Origin of the sequence: Pseudomonas sp. SWRI111, from assembly GCF_014268555.1 — a bacterium.
Lineage (GTDB): Bacteria > Pseudomonadota > Gammaproteobacteria > Pseudomonadales > Pseudomonadaceae > Aquipseudomonas > Aquipseudomonas hamedanensis.
Genome location: NZ_JABWQQ010000041.1, coordinates 1 through 18,970 on the forward strand (window position 1 = coordinate 1; position 18,970 = coordinate 18,970).

General features: G+C 60.9%; 20 protein-coding genes. 17 read left to right on the forward strand and 3 right to left on the reverse strand.

Features of this window, described 5'->3' with window-relative positions:
- Positions 1–233: 233 nt before the first annotated feature.
- Positions 234–911, reverse strand: a complete 678-nt coding sequence (locus HU755_RS26460) for an alpha/beta family hydrolase (RefSeq protein ID WP_186638137.1) — start codon at positions 909–911, stop codon at positions 234–236.
- Between the two features lie 90 nt (positions 912–1,001).
- On the opposite strand from HU755_RS26460, the gene ccoN (HU755_RS26465) reads away from it, so the two are divergent.
- The 15 genes from ccoN (HU755_RS26465) to hemN all read left to right on the forward strand — a co-directional run bounded on the left by ccoN (HU755_RS26465) (position 1,002) and on the right by hemN (position 15,504).
- Entirely contained in the window at positions 1,002–2,426 is a 1,425-nt protein-coding gene (gene ccoN / locus HU755_RS26465) for a cytochrome-c oxidase, cbb3-type subunit I (RefSeq protein ID WP_186638140.1), read from the forward strand.
- A 10-nt stretch (positions 2,427–2,436) separates the two neighbouring features.
- Positions 2,437–3,045, forward strand: coding sequence for a cytochrome-c oxidase, cbb3-type subunit II (gene ccoO / locus HU755_RS26470; RefSeq protein WP_003223389.1), 609 nt, complete (start codon positions 2,437–2,439; stop codon positions 3,043–3,045).
- Between the two features lie 5 nt (positions 3,046–3,050).
- A complete protein-coding gene (locus tag HU755_RS26475; RefSeq protein ID WP_186623109.1) occupies positions 3,051–3,248 on the forward strand; it encodes a cbb3-type cytochrome c oxidase subunit 3 in 198 nt (65 codons plus the stop codon).
- Entirely contained in the window at positions 3,245–4,198 is a 954-nt protein-coding gene (gene ccoP / locus HU755_RS26480) for a cytochrome-c oxidase, cbb3-type subunit III (protein WP_186638143.1), read from the forward strand. The genes HU755_RS26475 and ccoP (HU755_RS26480) overlap by 4 nt, the downstream gene beginning before the upstream one ends.
- Positions 4,199–4,680: 482 nt before the next feature.
- The gene (gene ccoN / locus HU755_RS26485; RefSeq protein ID WP_186623107.1) at positions 4,681–6,123 is read left to right on the forward strand and encodes a cytochrome-c oxidase, cbb3-type subunit I; all 1,443 of its coding nucleotides are present in this window, start codon (positions 4,681–4,683) and stop codon (positions 6,121–6,123) included.
- Positions 6,123–6,731, forward strand: a complete 609-nt coding sequence (gene ccoO / locus HU755_RS26490) for a cytochrome-c oxidase, cbb3-type subunit II (protein ID WP_007917161.1) — start codon at positions 6,123–6,125, stop codon at positions 6,729–6,731. The genes ccoN (HU755_RS26485) and ccoO (HU755_RS26490) overlap by 1 nt, the downstream gene beginning before the upstream one ends.
- Positions 6,732–6,736: 5 nt before the next feature.
- A complete protein-coding gene (locus HU755_RS26495; protein ID WP_003175465.1) occupies positions 6,737–6,922 on the forward strand; it encodes a CcoQ/FixQ family Cbb3-type cytochrome c oxidase assembly chaperone in 186 nt (61 codons plus the stop codon).
- Complete coding sequence (ccoP, locus tag HU755_RS26500) at positions 6,919–7,902, forward strand: cytochrome-c oxidase, cbb3-type subunit III (RefSeq protein WP_186638145.1); 984 nt, start codon at positions 6,919–6,921, stop codon at positions 7,900–7,902. Before HU755_RS26495 ends, ccoP (HU755_RS26500) begins: the two co-directional genes overlap by 4 nt.
- A 143-nt stretch (positions 7,903–8,045) precedes the next feature.
- Positions 8,046–8,258: a hypothetical protein gene (locus HU755_RS26505; protein WP_186532682.1), complete on the forward strand. Its 213-nt coding sequence runs from the start codon at positions 8,046–8,048 to the stop codon at positions 8,256–8,258.
- Positions 8,259–8,463: 205 nt separating this feature from the next.
- Entirely contained in the window at positions 8,464–9,879 is a 1,416-nt protein-coding gene (ccoG, locus tag HU755_RS26510; protein ID WP_186623105.1) for a cytochrome c oxidase accessory protein CcoG, read from the forward strand.
- An 11-nt stretch (positions 9,880–9,890) separates the two neighbouring features.
- Positions 9,891–10,430, forward strand: coding sequence for a FixH family protein (locus HU755_RS26515; RefSeq protein WP_186638147.1), 540 nt, complete (start codon positions 9,891–9,893; stop codon positions 10,428–10,430).
- A gap of 131 nt (positions 10,431–10,561) precedes the next feature.
- The gene (locus HU755_RS26520; RefSeq protein WP_186638149.1) at positions 10,562–13,012 is read left to right on the forward strand and encodes a heavy metal translocating P-type ATPase; all 2,451 of its coding nucleotides are present in this window, start codon (positions 10,562–10,564) and stop codon (positions 13,010–13,012) included.
- A gap of 22 nt (positions 13,013–13,034) precedes the next feature.
- Positions 13,035–13,247 carry a cbb3-type cytochrome oxidase assembly protein CcoS gene (gene ccoS, locus HU755_RS26525; protein WP_039763029.1) on the forward strand — a complete coding sequence of 71 codons (213 nt, stop codon included), beginning with the start codon at positions 13,035–13,037 and terminating at the stop codon, positions 13,245–13,247.
- The gene (locus HU755_RS26530; RefSeq protein ID WP_186638151.1) at positions 13,240–13,923 is read left to right on the forward strand and encodes a sulfite exporter TauE/SafE family protein; all 684 of its coding nucleotides are present in this window, start codon (positions 13,240–13,242) and stop codon (positions 13,921–13,923) included. Before ccoS ends, HU755_RS26530 begins: the two co-directional genes overlap by 8 nt.
- A 198-nt stretch (positions 13,924–14,121) precedes the next feature.
- On the forward strand, positions 14,122–15,504 hold the full coding sequence (gene hemN, locus HU755_RS26535; protein WP_186638153.1) for an oxygen-independent coproporphyrinogen III oxidase: 1,383 nt from the start codon (positions 14,122–14,124) through the stop codon (positions 15,502–15,504).
- On the opposite strand, the gene HU755_RS26540 is transcribed toward hemN, so the two are convergent.
- Positions 15,501–15,983 carry a hypothetical protein gene (locus HU755_RS26540; RefSeq protein ID WP_186550956.1) on the reverse strand — a complete coding sequence of 161 codons (483 nt, stop codon included), beginning with the start codon at positions 15,981–15,983 and terminating at the stop codon, positions 15,501–15,503. The two genes, hemN and HU755_RS26540, sit on opposite strands and share 4 nt — an antisense overlap.
- Positions 15,984–16,137: 154 nt before the next feature.
- Between HU755_RS26540 and fnr the strand changes: the two genes are divergently transcribed.
- Together fnr and HU755_RS26550 are read left to right on the forward strand one after the other, a co-directional pair.
- Positions 16,138–16,872: a fumarate/nitrate reduction transcriptional regulator Fnr gene (gene fnr, locus HU755_RS26545; RefSeq protein WP_186550955.1), complete on the forward strand. Its 735-nt coding sequence runs from the start codon at positions 16,138–16,140 to the stop codon at positions 16,870–16,872.
- Between the two features lie 75 nt (positions 16,873–16,947).
- A complete protein-coding gene (locus HU755_RS26550; RefSeq protein ID WP_024012326.1) occupies positions 16,948–17,496 on the forward strand; it encodes an adenine phosphoribosyltransferase in 549 nt (182 codons plus the stop codon).
- A gap of 111 nt (positions 17,497–17,607) precedes the next feature.
- Here the strand turns inward: HU755_RS26550 and HU755_RS26555 are convergent, their stop codons facing one another.
- Positions 17,608–18,756 (reverse strand): acyl-CoA dehydrogenase family protein, encoded by a 1,149-nt coding sequence (locus HU755_RS26555; RefSeq protein ID WP_186638156.1) that lies wholly within the window; start codon positions 18,754–18,756, stop codon positions 17,608–17,610.
- Between the last annotated feature and the right edge of the window lie 214 nt (positions 18,757–18,970).

Here is an 18,970-nt window from a genome sequence, read left to right on the forward strand (position 1 = left end):
GAGCGCAGCGACCGTACGACGCAGTCGTACACAGCGGAAGGAGGTGCAGCGAAGCAAACCGGAGACGCTGCGCCCGGGTCGATCCCGCAGCGAAGGGACCCGAGCCTGCGAGGGCCGAACGCAGGAGCAAGCGTTTTTTGCTTACTTTTTTTGGCGCTTGTAAAAAAGTAAGTCGCCGTCAGGCGAAACCGCCAGCCGCAGCTCCCGAAGCAACGGATATGCCCCCACCCCCCTCACCGCAAAAACAAAGCCACCTTCTGCGCAGCACCCGCCAAATGATCGGAATGCGTAAAGCCAGAAGCCTTGAGCGGCTTCAAATCATGATCCCCCGCCGCCAGCCAAAACACCTCAATCCCCGACGCTAACGAATACCCCTCAACCGCCTCACGATTACCCAGCGCATCCCGCTCCCCCTGCACAATCAACGCCCGCGTACGCAACGAAGCCAAATGCTCAACCCGCGGCTTCTCCGGCTTCCCCACCGCATAAAACGGATACCCCAGACACACCAGCGCATCCACCCCCAACTCATCCGCCACCAGACTCGCCATCCGCCCGCCCATCGACTTGCCGCCAATCGCCAAAACCCCAGCGACATGACGCCGCACTTCGCCATACACCTCCCGCCAGCACTCCTGCAATTTCGGCGCAGGATTCGGCGGACGCTTGACACCATCCACGCGCCGCTGCGCCATATACGGAAACTCAAAGCGCAATACGTTGATACCCAGCGCAGCAAGACGCCCAGCCATATCCGACATCCAGCCACTGTCCATCGGCGCCCCCGCCCCATGCGCCAGAATCAGAGTCGCACAAGCCTCACCAACAGCGGCGTCCCACAGCCACCCATGATCACGCACACACTGCGCCCATTGATCCCCGTCAATACTGGCCTTGTGCTGTTTGTCCATGCTTGCCTCGCTTTTAGTCTGCCTATAACTCCAGACGAAGGATTCGCGCCGCTTGCGCGCTCACTTCGGCTGAACCGTGGATGGGGAACCATGAACACTTCTATCAGTACCGCCTACAACTACAAGGTGGTCCGCCAATTCGCCATTATGACGGTGGTGTGGGGCATCGTCGGCATGGGCCTCGGGGTTTTTCTCGCGGCGCAATTGGTCTGGCCCGAACTCAACTTCAATTTGCCCTGGACCAGTTTCGGCCGTCTGCGCCCGCTGCACACCAACGCGGTGATCTTCGCCTTCGGTGGCTGCGCGCTGTTCGCCAGCTCTTTCTACTCGGTACAACGCACCTGCCAGACGCAATTGTTTGCACCAAAAATCGCCGCGTTCTGCTTCTGGGGCTGGCAACTGGTGATTCTGCTGGCGGCGATCAGCCTGCCGCTGGGTTACACCAGTTCCAAGGAATACGCCGAGCTGGAATGGCCGATCGACATTCTGATCACCATTGTCTGGGTCGCCTACGCGATTGTGTTTTTCGGCACGATCATGCAGCGCAAGACCAAGCACATCTACGTGGGCAACTGGTTTTTCGGCGGGTTCATCATCACCGTGGCGATTCTGCACATCGTCAACAACCTTGAGTTACCGGTGAGTTTCACCAAGTCCTACTCGCTGTACGCCGGTGCAACCGACGCCATGGTGCAGTGGTGGTACGGCCACAACGCCGTGGGCTTTTTCCTCACCGCAGGCTTCCTCGGCATGATGTATTACTTCGTGCCGAAACAGGCCGAGCGTCCGGTGTATTCGTATCGCCTGTCGATCGTGCACTTCTGGGCGTTGATCACCCTGTACATCTGGGCCGGTCCGCACCACTTGCACTACACCGCACTGCCGGACTGGGCGCAGTCGCTGGGCATGGTGATGTCGCTGATTCTGCTGGCGCCGAGCTGGGGCGGCATGATCAACGGCATGATGACGCTATCGGGCGCCTGGCATAAGTTGCGCAGCGACCCGATCCTGCGCTTCCTCGTGGTGTCGCTGGCGTTCTACGGCATGTCGACCTTCGAAGGGCCGATGATGGCCATCAAGACTGTGAACGCCCTCTCCCACTACACCGACTGGACCATCGGCCACGTACACGCCGGCGCCCTCGGCTGGGTGGCGATGATTTCCATCGGCGCGTTGTATCACATGATCCCGAAAATCTTCGGCCGTGCGCAGATGCACAGCATCGGTCTGATCAACGCGCACTTCTGGCTCGCGACCATCGGCACCGTGCTCTACATCGCGTCGATGTGGGTCAACGGCATTGCCCAGGGCCTGATGTGGCGCGCAGTCAACGAGGACGGCACGCTGACGTACTCCTTCGTTGAAACCCTGGTGGCCAGCCATCCGGGCTTTGTTGTGCGACTGGTCGGCGGGGCGATTTTCCTGAGTGGCATGTTGCTGATGGCTTACAACACCTGGCGCACCGTGCGGGCCTCGCAGCCTGCTGACGTCGTTGCTGCCGCGCAGATGGCCTGAGGAGTCCGCCATGAAACACGAAACGATTGAAAAGAACGTCGGCCTGCTGATGCTGCTGATGGTGTTCGCCGTGAGCATCGGCGGCCTGACCCAGATCGTCCCGCTGTTCTTCCAGGACGTCACCAACAAACCGGTGGAAGGCATGAAGCCTTACACCGCGCTGCAACTGGAAGGTCGCGACATCTATATCCGCGAAGGCTGCGTCGGTTGCCACTCGCAGATGATCCGCCCGTTCCGCGCCGAAACCGAGCGCTACGGGCACTATTCGGTGGCCGGCGAAAGCGTCTGGGATCACCCGTTCCTGTGGGGTTCGAAACGCACCGGGCCGGACCTTGCCCGCGTGGGTGCGCGCTACTCGGATGACTGGCACCGCGCGCACTTGTACAACCCTCGCAACGTGGTGCCGGAATCGAAGATGCCGGCCTACCCGTGGCTGGTCACGCAGGCGGTCGACAGCAGCCACACCGAAACCAAGCTGAAAACCATGCGCACCCTCGGCGTGCCGTACACCGACGACGACATCAGCGGCGCGGTCGCCAGCCTCAAGGGCAAGACCGAAATGGACGCGCTCGTCTCCTACCTGCAAGTGCTCGGCACTGCGATCAAGAGCAAGAGGTGAGCACGATGATCATTGAAATGAGTGCAGGCCTGATCCGCGGCCTCGGCACGGTCGTGGTGTTTGTCGCGTTTGTCGGTTTGACCCTGTGGGTGTTCAACCGCAAGCGCACCCCGGAATTCGCCGAAGCGCGCCTGCTGCCGTTTGCCGACGAACCGCAACCCGAAACAATTTCCGCCCCTGAAACAAGGAGTACCCGGCCATGACCACCTTCTGGAGTACGTGGATCTGCGTACTGACCATTGGCAGCCTGATCGGCCTGACCTGGCTGCTGATCGGCACGCGCCGGGGCGAGACCAAGGGCAGCGTCGACCAGACCATGGGCCACAGCTTCGACGGCATCGAGGAGTACGACAACCCGCTGCCGCAGTGGTGGTTCATGCTGTTCGCCGGCACGCTGGTGTTCTCGGTGGGCTATCTGATTCTGTATCCGGGCCTGGGCAACTGGAAAGGTATCCTGCCGGGTTACGAGGACGGCTGGACCGGCGTTCACGAGTGGGAAAAGGAAATGAACAAGGCCGACGCCAAATTCGGCCCGATCTTCGCCAAATTCGCGGCGATGCCGTTGGAAGAAGTGGCCAAGGATCCGCAGGCGCTGAAAATGGGCGGTCGCCTGTTCGCTTCCAACTGCTCGGTGTGCCACGGCTCGGATGCCAAGGGCGCGTTCGGTTTCCCTAACCTCGCCGACAGCGACTGGCGCTGGGGCGGCGACGCCGAGACGATCAAGACCACGATCATGGGCGGGCGGATGGCGGCAATGCCGGCCTGGGGCGAAGTACTCGGCGAGGCCGGGGTGAAAAACGTTGCCGCGTATGTGCGCCATGAACTGGCCGGCCTGCCGCTGCCCGCCGACAGCAAGGCGGACCTGCAAGCCGGGCAACAGGCGTTCAGCACCACTTGCGTAGCTTGTCATGGCGCCACCGGCCAGGGCACGCCCGCCATGGGCGCGCCAAACCTGACCCATCCGGCGGGCTTCATTTATGGCACCAGTCTGACCCAACTGGAACAGACCATTCGCCATGGTCGCCAGGGCCACATGCCAGCGCAGAATGAATTGCTGGGCAACGATAAAGTGCAATTGCTTGCCGCTTATGTCTACAGTTTAAGCCATGGATTGAATACAGAAAAACTGATAACTGAAGACAGCAAAAAATAGTAATTGCGTACATCGCTGCCGCAGCTTTCTCGCTGCGGCAGTTTCCCACCCCTTTGCGACGCATTGTCGCACCCCTGGCAACCTCTCCTTTCGAATCCCCGGAATCGGGTCTACGCTTCATCGAAGCGGACCGGCCAGCGTCGGTTTTCAGATCAATCCCGAGCGATGCGTTCGATGAACCGGCTGACAGATTCGCCGCAAACGCTGATGGATAACGGCTGTTGCGCCGATTGCCCTTCATCCCCCGATCACGACGCATGAAGATGCGCCGTCGACGGCGATCCGCAGCGCGGTTTTTTTTTCGCTCGGTGCGACATTTTGTCAGAGGTCATTTTTGACCCTACGCGGCGCATGGAAAGGCCGCAGAATCAGCGTTGGAAAGCATTGACCCAGGTCATGGCGCGTTGCAATGACCCCCTGCTCTCTGCATACTTGCGGCCGATTTTAATCCTAATAAAACACCCAAACCGTGGAACCTTAGAATGAGCACAGCAATCAGTCCGACTGCTTATAACTATAAGGTAGTCCGCCAGTTCGCCATCATGACGGTGGTCTGGGGGATCCTTGGCATGGGGCTCGGCGTCTTCATTGCCTCGCAACTGGTCTGGCCGGAATTGAACTTCGGTCTGCCGTGGACGAGCTTTGGACGCTTGCGCCCGTTGCACACAAACCTGGTGATTTTTGCCTTCGGTGGTTGTGCACTGTTCGCCACTTCCTACTATGTCGTGCAGCGAACCTGCCAGACGCGACTGATCTCCGACAGCCTCGCGGCCTTCACGTTCTGGGGCTGGCAAGCGGTCATCGTCGGCGCAATCATTACCTTGCCGCTGGGTTACACCACCACCAAGGAATACGCCGAACTGGAATGGCCGCTGGCCATTTTGCTGGCCATTGTCTGGGTCACCTACGGTCTGGTGTTCTTCGGTACCATCACCAAGCGCAAAACCAGGCACATCTATGTCGGCAACTGGTTCTACGGCGCGTTCATCGTCGTGACCGCGATGCTGCACATCGTCAACCACATGTCGCTGCCGGTAAGCCTGTTCAAGTCGTACTCGGCTTATTCGGGCGCCACCGACGCAATGATTCAGTGGTGGTACGGCCATAACGCGGTGGGCTTCTTCCTCACCACCGGCTTCCTCGGGATGATGTACTACTTCGTGCCGAAACAGGCCGAACGCCCGATCTATTCCTATCGCCTGTCGATCGTGCACTTCTGGGCGCTGATCACCCTGTACATCTGGGCCGGCCCGCACCACCTGCACTACACCGCCCTGCCGGACTGGGCACAATCGCTGGGCATGGCGATGTCGATCATCCTGCTGGCGCCAAGCTGGGGCGGCATGATCAACGGCATGATGACCCTCTCGGGCGCCTGGCATAAGCTGCGTACCGACCCGATCCTGCGTTTCCTCGTGGTGTCGCTGGCGTTCTACGGCATGTCGACCTTCGAAGGGCCGATGATGGCGATCAAGACCGTCAATTCGCTCTCGCACTACACCGACTGGACCATCGGCCACGTACACGCCGGCGCGCTCGGCTGGGTAGCGATGATCTCGATCGGCGCGATCTACCACATGATCCCGAAACTGTTCGGCCGTGCGCAGATGCACAGCACCGGGCTGATCAACGCGCACTTCTGGCTCGCCACCATCGGCACCGTGCTCTACATCGCCTCGATGTGGGTCAACGGCATCACCCAGGGCCTGATGTGGCGCGCCATCAACGATGACGGCACCCTCACCTACTCGTTCGTCGAAGCGCTGCAGGCCAGCCACCCGGGCTTCATCGTCCGTGCGCTGGGCGGTGCGTTCTTCGCCAGCGGCATGCTGCTGATGGCGTACAACGTGTACCGCACCGTACGTGCGTCGGACCCGGTTGAAGCCGAAGCCGCCGCCAAGATCGCCGTCGTTGGAGCTCACTGATGAAGCATGAAGCTGTCGAGAAGAATATTGGCCTGCTGGCCTTCTTCATGGTGATCGCCGTCAGCGTCGGTGGTCTGACCCAAATTGTTCCGCTGTTCTTCCAGGACGTCACCAATAAGCCGGTCGAGGGCATGAAGCCACGCTCGGCGCTGGAACTGGAAGGCCGCGACGTCTACATCGCCAACGGTTGTGTCGGCTGCCACTCGCAGATGATCCGTCCGTTCCGCGCTGAAACCGAACGCTATGGCCACTATTCGGTTGCCGGTGAAAGCGTCTGGGACCACCCGTTCCTGTGGGGTTCCAAACGTACCGGCCCGGACCTGGCCCGTGTGGGCGGTCGTTACTCCGATGACTGGCAGCGTGCGCACTTGTACAACCCGCGCAACGTGGTGCCTGAGTCGAAAATGCCGGCTTACCCGTTCCTCGTGGAAAACAAGCTCGACGGCAAGGAAACCGCGAAAAAAATGGAAGTCTTGCGCACACTCGGCGTGCCTTACACCGACGAAGACATCGCCGGTGCACAGGATGCCGTGAAGGGCAAAACCGAAATGGACGCGCTGGTGGCCTATCTGCAAGGCCTGGGCACCATCATCAAAAGCAAACGGTGAATCTGATGGATATCGGGATGATTCGAGGCCTGGGCACCGTTGTCGTGATGGTGGCCTTTATCGGTCTGGCGTTGTGGGTGTTCAGCCCCAAGCGCAAGTCGGAGTTTGAAGACGCGACCTTGCTGCCTTTTGCGGATGATCCCGAAGCCATCAAGCACGTCGAGCAAGCTTCTAGGAGTAACAAAGAATGACTACATTCTGGAGTCTGTACGTCACAGTCCTCAGTCTCGGTACGATCTTCGCCCTGACCTGGCTGCTGCTGTCGACCCGCAAGGGCCAGCGCAGCGAACAGACGGACGAGACGGTCGGCCACTCCTTCGACGGGATCGAGGAGTACGACAACCCGCTGCCGAAATGGTGGTTCATGCTGTTCGTCGGCACCATCATTTTTGCCCTGGGTTACCTGGTGCTGTATCCAGGCCTGGGCAACTGGAAGGGCCTGCTGCCGGGCTACAACTACCTCGATACGGAAAAGCAGACCGCGTTCGCCAACGGCCAGACCGGCTGGACCGGCGTGCACGAGTGGGAAAAAGAAATGGCCCGTTCGGACGCCAGGTTCGGTCCGATCTTCGCCAAGTTCGCCGCCATGCCGATCGAAGAAGTCGCCAAGGATCCGCAAGCACTGAAAATGGGCGGTCGTCTGTTCGCCTCCAACTGCTCCGTGTGCCACGGTTCCGACGCCAAGGGCGCCTACGGTTTCCCCAACCTGACCGACGCCGACTGGCGCTGGGGCGGTGAGCCGGAAACCATCAAGACCACCATCATGGGCGGCCGTCACGCGGTGATGCCGGCATGGGCGGAGGTGATCGGTGAGCAAGGCGTGGCTGATGTCGCGGCTTATGTAGTGACCAACCTGGATGGCCGCAAGCTGCCGGAAGACGCCAAGGCCGACCCGGCCAACGGCCAGAAACTCTTCGCCGCCAACTGCGTGGCCTGCCACGGCCCGGCCGGCAAAGGCACGCCAGCGATGGGCGCACCTGACCTGACCCATCCGGGCGCGTTCATTTACGGATCGAGCTTCGCGCAACTGCAGCAGACCATCCGTTATGGCCGTCAGGGCCAGATGCCCGCGCAGGAACAACTGCAGGGTAACGACAAGGTGCACCTGCTCGCAGCGTACGTTTATAGCCTGTCGCACGGTGAAAAAGCACCGGAAGCGGACGCCGAGTAAGGCCTGCGCCTGAAGCAATACGAAACGGCCCCGCCAATGGGTATTGGCGGGGCCGTTTTGTTTGAGCAGAAGCATCAAGCGGTTTGCGCGTAAAGGCGATACTGGATACCTTCAATCCCGCAATAATTCAGAGGAGATCAATCATGGATAACCGATCAGAACAAATGCCGGCACAAAGGAAGCGGAACACAAAAACCGATGAGAAAGGGTTAGGCGCCGAACTCCCTGAACAGGTGCCCGTGCCTTGCACACCAGTGCAAATAGCAAATATCGCCGACTTGTTACGCATGCCAGAGAACGACATCGATTTCTTTGTTGAGCGTGGATTAATCTTCACCAGGCAAGCGTTTGACTGATCCGCTTGTCCCAAAAGTTCGACCATACTTCATAAGTCAATTGATCCAAGTCACTACACCATCAATTGGTTTTCCCCAACGCGACCAAAGGTCGCACCCTTGAGCCAGAGCTGCAGGCGTATCATTGCGCCACTGCAACAGCCCTTTTTGACCTTGGTTGGCACGTATCGACCGAGGCATTTTTCCACTGCCGTGGGATGCAATGATGAGCAATCAGATTCCGGTACACGACGTCACGCCGCCGAGTAAAAACCCGAGCAACAGCGTCGATCTTTACGCCTCACGAGAAAAAATCTACACCCGCGCCTTCACCGGCCTGTTCCGCAATCTGCGGATGCTCGGCGGGGCGGCGCTGTTTCTGTTGTATTTCGGCACGGTGTGGCTGAACTGGGGCGGCCACCAGGCGGTGTGGTGGAACCTGCCGGAGCGTAAGTTCTTCATCTTCGGCGCTACGTTCTGGCCGCAGGATTTCATCCTGCTCTCGGGCCTGTTGATCATTGCCGCGTTCGGCCTGTTCTTCATCACCGTGTATGCCGGTCGCGTCTGGTGCGGCTACACCTGCCCGCAAAGCGTGTGGACGTGGATTTTCATGTGGTGCGAGAAAGTCACCGAGGGCGACCGCAACCAGCGCATCAAGCTCGACAAGGCGCCGATGAGCGCAAATAAATTCATGCGCAAACTGGCCAAGCACTCGCTGTGGCTGCTGATCGGTTTTGTCACCGGCATGACCTTTGTCGGTTACTTCTCGCCGATCCGCGAGCTGGTCATCGAGTTCTTCACCGGCCAGGCCGATGGCTGGTCGTATTTCTGGGTCGGTTTTTTCACCCTCGCCACGTACGGCAATGCCGGTTGGTTGCGTGAGCAGGTGTGCATCTACATGTGCCCTTACGCGCGCTTTCAGAGCGTGATGTTCGACAAGGACACGCTGATCGTTTCCTACGACCCGCGCCGGGGCGAAAGCCGTGGCCCGCGCAAGAAAGGCGTCGACTACAAGGCCCTGGGTCTGGGCGATTGCATTGACTGCACGATGTGCGTGCAGGTCTGCCCGACCGGCATCGACATCCGCGACGGCCTGCAGATCGAGTGCATTGGCTGCGCGGCGTGCATCGATGCCTGCGACAGCATCATGGACAAGATGGACTACCCGCGCGGATTGATCAGCTACACCACCGAACACAACCTGTCCGGGCAGAAAACCCATAAACTGCGGCCACGCCTGATCGGCTATGCGCTGGTGTTGCTGGCGATGATCAGTCTGTTGGTCGCCGCGTTCTTCATGCGTTCGCTGGTCGGTTTCGACGTCAGCAAGGACCGCGTGCTGTACCGCGAAAACGCCGAAGGCCGGATCGAGAACGTCTACAGCCTGAAGATCATGAACAAGGATCAGCACGATCATACCTACGTGCTGGAAGCTGAGGGCCTGCCGGACCTGCGCCTGCAAGGCAAGCGCGAGATCAAGGTCGCCGCCGGGGATATCGTCAGCATGCCGGTCGAGTTGTCGAGCGCACCGGAGCAACTGCCATCAAGCACCAACGAGGTGAAATTCATCCTCAAGGACGCCGATGACGACAGCGTTCACGTTGAAGCCAAGAGCCGATTCATCGGCCCACAAATCCGTTGAGAGAACTGCACATGCCCGCTGCAAACGCTGCAAGTCCCTGGTACAAGCACCTCTGGCCATGGATCATCATCGCGATTCTGGCCTGCTCGGTGACCCTGACCCTGTCCATGGTGACGATTGCGGTCAACAATCCGGACAATCTGGTCAACGACAACTATTACGAAGCAGGCAAAGGCATCAACCGTTCGTTGGACCGCGAGTTGCTGGCGCAGAACCTGAAGATGCGCGCCAACGTGCACCTGGACAGCGTCACCGGCGAAGTCGACCTGCGCCTGAGCGGTGACAGCCAGCCGCAAACCCTGGAGTTGAATCTGATATCGCCAACCCAGCCGGAGAAGGACCGCAAGATCGTCCTGACCCGCAGTGACAGCGAAACCGGGCGCTACATCGGCCAACTCGGGGACAAGGTCGAGGGACGTCGGTTTGTCGAACTGCTCGGCAGTCAGGATGACCACGTGTGGCGTATGTTTGAAGAAGAACTGGTCAGTCATGACAAGGATCTGCTGCTGGGCGATGAGCCATTGCAGGGCGCGGAAGACCTGAAAAAATAAGCCTTACTCTGATCGTTCCAACGCTCTGCGTGGGAACGCAGCCAGGGACGCTCCGCGTCCCAGCCGAAGCGGACGCGGAGCGTCCGGGGAGGCATTCCCACGCGGAGCGTGGGAACGATCGGAACGACATGATGACCACCCCGCTTCCCTGCTACCACTGCGCCCTGCCCGTCCCGTCCGGCAGCCGCTTCACCGCCGTCGTACTCGGGCAGTCCCGCGAATTCTGCTGCCCGGGCTGTCAGGCCGTGGCCGAAGCCATCGTCGCCGGCGGTCTGGAAAGCTACTACCTGCATCGCAGCGAAGCCTCGGCCAACCCCGAAGCGCTGCCGGTGCAACTGAGCGATGAACTGGCGCTGTACGACCGCGCCGACGTGCAACAACCCTTCGTCCGCCACGAAGGCGATCTGGCCGAAACCACTCTGTTGATGGAAGGCATCAGTTGCGCTGCCTGTGGCTGGCTGATCGAGAAACACCTGCGCACGCTGCCGGCGGTCGCCGAGGCGCGACTGAACCTGTCCAACCATCGTCTGCACGTCAGCTGGGCCGACGCGCAATTGCCGCTGAGCCAGTTGCTCGCCGAACTGCGCCATATCGGCTACGCCGCCCATCCCTACCAAGCCGACCGCGCCAGCGAACAACTGGCCAGCGAGAATCGCCTGGCCCTGCGCCAGCTCGGCGTCGCCGGGTTGCTGTGGTTCCAGGCAATGATGGCGACCATGGCCACCTGGCCGGAATTCAACATTGATCTCAGCCCGGAGCTGCACACGATCCTGCGCTGGGTCGCGCTGTTTCTGACCACGCCGATCGTGTTCTACAGCTGCGCACCGTTCTTCAAAGGTGCGATGCGCGATTTGCGCACCCGTCACCTGACCATGGATGTGTCCGTTTCCCTGGTGATCGGCAGCGCTTATATCGCTGGGATCTGGACGTCGATCACCGGGGTTGGTGAGCTGTACTTCGATGCGGTCGGCATGTTCGCGCTGTTTCTTTTGGCCGGGCGTTATCTGGAACGCCGCGCCCGCGAACGCACCGCCGCCGCCACCGCGCAATTGGTAAATCTGTTGCCGGCCTCGTGCCTGCGTCTTGATGCGAACGGCCAGAGCGAACGCATCCTGCTCAGCGAGCTGCGCCTGGGCGAGCGGATTCTGGTGCAGCCCGGCTCGATTCTGCCGGCTGACGGCAAAATCATCGACGGCCAGTCCAGCATCGACGAATCGCTGCTGACCGGCGAATACCTGCCGCAAGCACGAACCGTGGGCGATGCGGTGACTGCCGGCACGCTCAACGTCGAAGGCGCATTGACCGTGCAAGTGCAGGCGTTGGGACAGGACACGCGCCTGTCCGCAATTGTCCGCCTGCTCGACCGCGCCCAGGCGGAAAAACCACGTCTGGCAGAAATCGCCGACCGCGCCGCGCAATGGTTTCTGTTGCTGTCGCTGATTGCAGCGGCGGCCATCGGCCTGTTGTGGTGGCAGCTGGATGCTTCGCGGGCGTTCTGGATCGTCCTCGCCATGCTGGTCGCGACCTGCCCCTGCGCGCTGTCGCTGGCGACGCCAACCGCCCTCACCGCCGCCACCGGCACGCTGCACAAACTCGGCCTGCTGTTGACCCGCGGCCATGTGCTTGAAGGCCTCAATCAAATCGATACGGTGATTTTCGACAAGACCGGCACCCTGACCGAAGGCCGTCTGGTCCTGCGCTCGATTCGCCCGCTCGGTGGCCTCGACAGCGATCAATGCCTGAGCCTTGCCGCCGCCCTGGAAAACCGTTCGGAACACCCGATTGCCCGGGCGTTCGGCCGCGCCCCGCTGGCCGCTGAAGAAGTCCACAGCACGCCGGGGCTGGGTCTGGAAGGCGTGGTGGACGGCCAGCGTTTGCGCATCGGCCAGGCAGCATTTGCCTGCGCCCCGAGCGGCGCGCCGGTGCCGTTGATGCCCGATGAAGCCGGGCAATGCTTGCTGCTCGCGGACACTGACGGCCCGCTGGCCTGGTTCGTCCTCGACGATCGCTTGCGCGACGACGCCCCCGCCCTGCTCGCAGCCTGCAAGGCGCGTGGCTGGCGCACACTGCTGTTGTCCGGGGACAGCTCGCCGATGGTCGCCAGCGTCGCCGCCGAACTGGGTATTGATGAGGCCCGCGGCGGCTTGCGCCCGGATGACAAACTGCAAGTGCTGCAGCAACTGCACCAGCAGGGTCGCAAAGTGCTGATGCTCGGCGACGGCGTCAACGATGTGCCGGTGCTCGCCGCTGCGGACATCAGCGTGGCGATGGGTTCGGCCACCGATCTGGCGAAAACCAGCGCCGACGCGGTGCTGCTGTCCAACCGCCTCGACGCCTTGGTGCAAGCCTTCAGCCTGGCGCGACGTACCCGCCGGGTGATCATCGAGAACCTGTTGTGGGCCGCGCTGTACAATGGCCTCATGTTGCCGTTCGCCGCCCTCGGCTGGATCACTCCGGTATGGGCCGCCGTCGGCATGTCGATCAGTTCGCTGACCGTGGTGCTCAACGCCCTGCGCCTGACTCGCGTGCCGGGCGCGCCAGCCGCGCACACCTCGTCAGAAACCCGCCCATTGCCGGCCTGAGCCGCGCGGGCCTGGAGTACAGATGCCAGCTCTCTACGTGATGATCCCCGCGGCCCTGCTGATCGTGGCCATCGCCGTCTACATCTTCTTCTGGGCGGTGGACAGCGGCCAGTACGACGACCTCGACGGCCCCGCCCACAGCATCCTCTTCGATGATCAGGACCCGAACCACACCGCTGCGGTGGACGAAGCCAACGCCGGCAAACCGGACGACAAGGCGCCACCCCATGCTTGAACTGGCGCCGCTACTGGTCTCGGCGCTGATCCTCGGCCTGCTCGGCGGCGGACATTGCCTGGGCATGTGCGGTGGCTTGATGGGCGCCTTGACCCTGGCGATTCCCAAGGAACAGCGCAGCCGACGCTTTCGCTTGTTGCTGGCCTACAACCTGGGGCGGATTCTCAGTTATGCCACGGCAGGGTTGTTGATCGGGCTGGCCGGCTGGGCACTGGCAAACAGCCCGGCGGCGTTGTTCATGCGGGTAGTGGCCGGGTTGCTGCTGATCGCGATGGGCTTGTATCTCGCGGGTTGGTGGAGCGGCCTGACGCGCATCGAATCCCTCGGGCGGGGGTTGTGGCGCTATATCCAGCCCGTGGCGAATCGCTTGCTGCCGGTGTCGAGTGTGCCGCGCGCTCTGCTGCTCGGCGCGTTGTGGGGCTGGCTGCCGTGCGGGCTGGTTTACAGCACGTTGTTGTGGAGCGCGAGTCAGGGCAATGCGCTGGACAGTGCGTTGCTGATGCTCGCGTTTGGTCTCGGCACCTGGCCGGTGCTGCTGGCCACCGGGCTGGCGGCCGAACGGGTCACGGCGATCCTGCGCAACCGCAGCGTACGCATGGCTGGCGGATTGCTGGTCATCCTTTTTGGCCTCTGGACCCTGCCTGGACCGCATCAGCATTGGTTGATGGGCCATTAGATTGGCGGTGCGGCCTTCGCGAGCAGGCTCGCTCCCACATGGGATCTGCAGTGAACACAAAATCTGTGGGAGCGAGCCTGCTCGCGAAGAGGCCCGCATGATCAACACAAATCCTCCCCGTTGATGCAAATCAACAGCCCCATCGCAGCCCCCCGATAGACTCGCCACACTGCCAGCCTATCCGGGGGGAATGCCCGCATGCTCGACGCCATTCGTTGGGACACCGATTTGATCCGCCGCTATGACCTGGCGGGGCCGCGCTACACCTCGTATCCGACGGCCGTGCAATTTCACGGTCAGGTCGGCACCTTCGACCTGTTCCACGCCCTGCGCGACAGCCGCAAAGCCCTGCGGCCGTTGTCGCTTTATGTGCATGTGCCGTTCTGCGCAAACATCTGCTACTACTGCGCCTGCAACAAAGTCATCACCAAGGATCGCGGCCGTGCACAGCCGTATCTGCAACGGCTGGAGCAGGAAATCCAGCTGGTCGCCTGTCACCTCGACCCGGCGCAAACAGTCGAGCAGCTGCATTTCGGCGGCGGTACCCCGACTTTTCTCAGCCACGACGAACTGCGCCAATTGATGGCGCACTTGCGCAAGCACTTCAATCTGCTGGAGGACGACTCTGGCGATTACGGCATCGAGATCGACCCGCGTGAAGCCGACTGGTCGACCATGGGCCTGTTGCGTGAACTGGGTTTCAACCGCGTCAGCATCGGCCTGCAGGACCTCGACCCGGCGGTGCAGCGTGCGGTCAATCGCCTGCAAAGCCTGGAAGAAACCCGCGCGGTGATCGACGCTGCGCGCACGTTGCAATTTCGCTCGATCAACATTGATTTGATCTACGGCTTGCCGAAGCAGACTCCAGACAACTTCGCCCGCACTGTCGACGAAGTGATCAGCCTGCAACCGGACCGGCTCTCGGTGTTCAACTATGCGCATCTGCCGGAACGCTTCATGCCGCAGCGGCGCATCAACAGCAGCGAGTTGCCGAGCCCGGCGCAAAAACTGGAGATGTTCCAGCGCACCATTGAACAGCTCACGACCGCCGGCTATCGCTACATCGGCATGGACCACTTCGCCCTGCCCGACGACGAACTGGCGATCGCCCAGGAAGAAGCCACCCTGCAACGCAACTTCCAGGGTTACACCACCCACGGTCATTGCGACCTGATTGGCCTGGGGGTTTCGGCAATCAGCCAGATCGGCGATCTGTACTGCCAGAACAGCAGCGATCTCAACGCCTATCAAAACACCCTCGCCAGCGCGCAACTGGCCACCAGTCGCGGCCTGGTGTGCAACGCCGACGATCGCCTGCGCCGCGCGGTGATCCAGCAACTGATCTGCACTTTCAGGCTGGAATTCGCCACCATCGAGCAGCAATTCAATGTCGATTTTCAGGGCTATTTCGGCGCGCTATGGCCGCAACTGCAGAGTATGGCCGAGGATGGCCTGATCAGACTCGAACGCGAACGCATCGAGGTGTTGCCGGCCGGACGCCTGCTGGTGCGCTCGGTGTGCATGGTGTTCGATGCCTACCTTGAGCAGCAGAACCGCCAGCGCTTCTCGCGGGTAATCTAGGGCTTGGTCAGGAGCGAGCCGACCTTGAAGTTTTGATCCGGGGTCAACGCCGACTGATTCATCACCTTGGACAGGGCAAGGTTGGCGGTGATCAGGCCACTGCTCAAGGCTGCGATGGCACCGCGCAGCGCGGCGAGCTTGTTGGTTTTTTCTTCATTGGACAGGGTCTTGTCGGACATCACAGCCGCCATGCGGGCTTTCTTCTCGACAATCTCTTTTTGTATTTTGCGGATCATTTTCAGTAACTGCTGGATGTTCTCCGGCAAGCCGCTGTTGTCGATGTCGCTGTTTTCGCCGCCGACCGCGGCGGATTTTGCAATGGCAGCACCGGACAGCGACACTTTGACGCCCTCGACCAAGGTCGGGGTTGCCTGTGTTGAAGAATCGGCGTCGCGGTCAACGGCGGAGTCATTATTCAGACCCTCCGGCAACGCTGCAACGCCATGATTACCGGGGTTCAGCGTGCCAATGGCGCTCATCGAATCCTTCCTTCCGTGCGTTCTGATACCGGTTTATCGGCCGCCAGGGCTGCGGCTTTATGCCTGTAGGACAACGTCGTTGCACGCTGGCCTGAATGTCCTCCCGTGAGTTACCCTTACGGCTTATGTGTGTTTTCCCACAAGGATTTAAGAAATGTCCGAGCCAGTTAAACTGCGCGCTCACAACCAGGCCCATTGCAAGGATTGCAGCCTGGCCCCTCTCTGCCTGCCACTTTCTTTGAATCTGGAAGACATGGATGCGCTGGACGAAATCGTCAAACGCGGCCGCCCGTTGAAAAAGGGCGAGTTCCTGTTCCGTCAGGGCGACACGTTCGATTCCGTTTATGCAGTACGCTCCGGCGCCCTGAAAACCTTTAGCCTCAGCGACGGCGGCGAGGAGCAACTGACGGGTTTCCACTTGCCGAGCGAGCTGGTCGGACTGTCCGGCATGGACACCGAGAAACACCCGGTGTCGGCTCAGGCGCTGGAAACGACCTCGGTCTGCGAAATCCCCTTCGAACGCCTCGATGAACTGGCCTTGCAACTGCCGCAACTGCGCCGTCAGTTGATGCGCGTGATGAGCCGTGAGATCCGCGACGACCAGCAAATGATGTTGCTGCTGTCGAAGAAAACCGCCGACGAGCGCATCGCCACCTTCCTCGTCAACCTGTCGGCGCGCTTCCGTGCCCGCGGCTTCTCGGCCAATCAGTTCCGCCTGAGCATGTCGCGCAATGAAATCGGCAACTACCTGGGCCTGGCGGTGGAAACCGTGTCGCGGGTGTTCACGCGCTTCCAGCAGAACGAGCTGATCGCCGCCGAGGGCAAAGAGATCCACATCCTCGACCCGATTCAGCTCTGCGCTCTGGCTGGCGGCTCGATCGACGGCTGATCACGACCCGCGGTTGAGCGAATCGTTTCAGCCGCGGGTATACTGCGCCGTTTGCAGCCCTGCCAGGACACCCCGATGGTCTTCGACTCCTTCGACATCAAATCCCTGATCCGCCCCGTGATCGACTTCCCGAAACCGGGCGTGATCTTTCGCGACATCACCCCGCTGTTCCAGTCGCCAACGGCCCTGCGCCTGGTGATGGACAGCTTCGCCCACCGCTATGTCGAAGCCGACTTCACCCACATCGGTGCGATGGATGCCCGTGGCTTTCTGATCGGTTCGGTATTGGCCTATCAGTTGAACAAGCCGCTGGTGCTGTTCCGCAAACAGGGCAAACTGCCGGCCGACGTGCTGGCCGAAGGTTACGCGACCGAATACGGCGAAGCGTTTCTGGAAGTCCACGCCGACAGCCTGTGCGAAGGCGATTCGGTGGTGATGTTCGATGATTTGATCGCCACCGGTGGCACGCTGATCGCAGCGGCCAATCTGATTCGCCGCATGGGTGCGCGCGTGCATGAAGCGGCGGCGATTATCGACTTGCCAGAGTTGCAAGGTTCGCAGCGCTTGCAGGACATGGGCATTCCTACCTTCTGCCTGACGCAGTTCGCGTTGACCGACAAATAAGCAGCGCCCTTCTAGCCGCCATCGCGAGCAGGCTCACTCCTACAAGTTGGAACGCATTCCCCTGTAGGAGTGAGCCTGCTCGCGATGGGGCCGGCAGCTACACCGCAAGACTTAAAGCCCCATCTGCTTGCTGATGATTTCGTTCATCACCTCACGCGTCCCGCCGCCAATCGACAGGATGCGGTTATCCCGATACAGCCGCTCCACCAGGCTTTCGCGCATGTAACCCAGCCCGCCAAGAATCTGCACCGCCTCCGTGGTGATGCGGTCCGAGGTGTCGGTGGCGAAATTCTTCGCCATGGAAATTTCCTTGATCACACTCTGCCCCGCCGCCATCTTCGCCGCTTGCCGATAAGTGAACTCTCGCGACACTTCCAGCGCCGTGGCCATCTCGGCGAGACGATGCTTGATCACCTGAAATTTGCCGATCGGCTTGCCAAACGCCTCGCGCTCGCGCGCCCATTTCAGACTCTGCTCCAGCGCCAGTTGCGAAGTCATGTTTGCCATCAGCGCCAGCGCCAGACGTTCGCTCTGGAAATTGCCCATGATGCAAGCGAAGCCCATGTTCTCGGCACCGATCAGATTGCCTACAGGCACGCGGCAATCATCAAAGAATAATTCAGCGGTGTCCGACGCCCACCAGCCCATTTTCTTCAACTGCCGGCCGACGGTGAAACCTGGCGTGCCCTTCTCGATCAGCAACAGGCTGATGCCGCCGAACCCCGGCGCGCCGGTACGCACCGCAACGGTGTAGAAATCGGCGCGCACGCCACTGGTAATAAAGGTTTTGCTGCCGCTGACCCGGTAGAAATCGCCGTCACGCACGGCGCGGGTTTGCAGGTTGGCGACGTCGGAGCCGCCACCCGGTTCGGTGACTGCCAGGGCGCTGATTTTTTCGCCGCTGAGCACTGGCGGCACGACCCGCTCGCGAACCTCGGGCCGCGCCCATTTGACGATCGGCGGCAGGCCGATGTCCAGCGAGCCCAGACCGGCCACCAGGCCACCGGAGCCGCAGCGCATCAACTCCTCACTGGCGGCAATCTTGGCGAACAGATCGCCTTCATGGCTGCCGCCCAGGGCTTCGGCATAGCCGATGCCGAGAATGCCCGCAGCGCCCGCCTTCAGATACAGCTCGCGGGGAAAACTTTCGGCTTCTTCCCACTGATCAATGTCCGGCAGGATCTCGCGCTCGACGAAACGTCTGACGCTGTCGCGGACCAATTGGTGGCTGGGGTCGAAGTATTCCTGAAAGGCAGGCATGGGCGAGCTCCACGGAAGGGTTCGCCGACGTTAACCGAGCGCTTGCTTGGTTTTCAATGAAATTGTTTTGCGAGTCTCGGGGACCGAGTCGCGGCTATCGCGAGCAGGCTCACTCCTACAGGGGAACGCATTTCAATTGTAGGAGTGAGCCTGTTGTGGTCGAACTTTTTTAGACCATGATGTAGGAGCCTCGATTTAAGGAAGCGTCATGGGA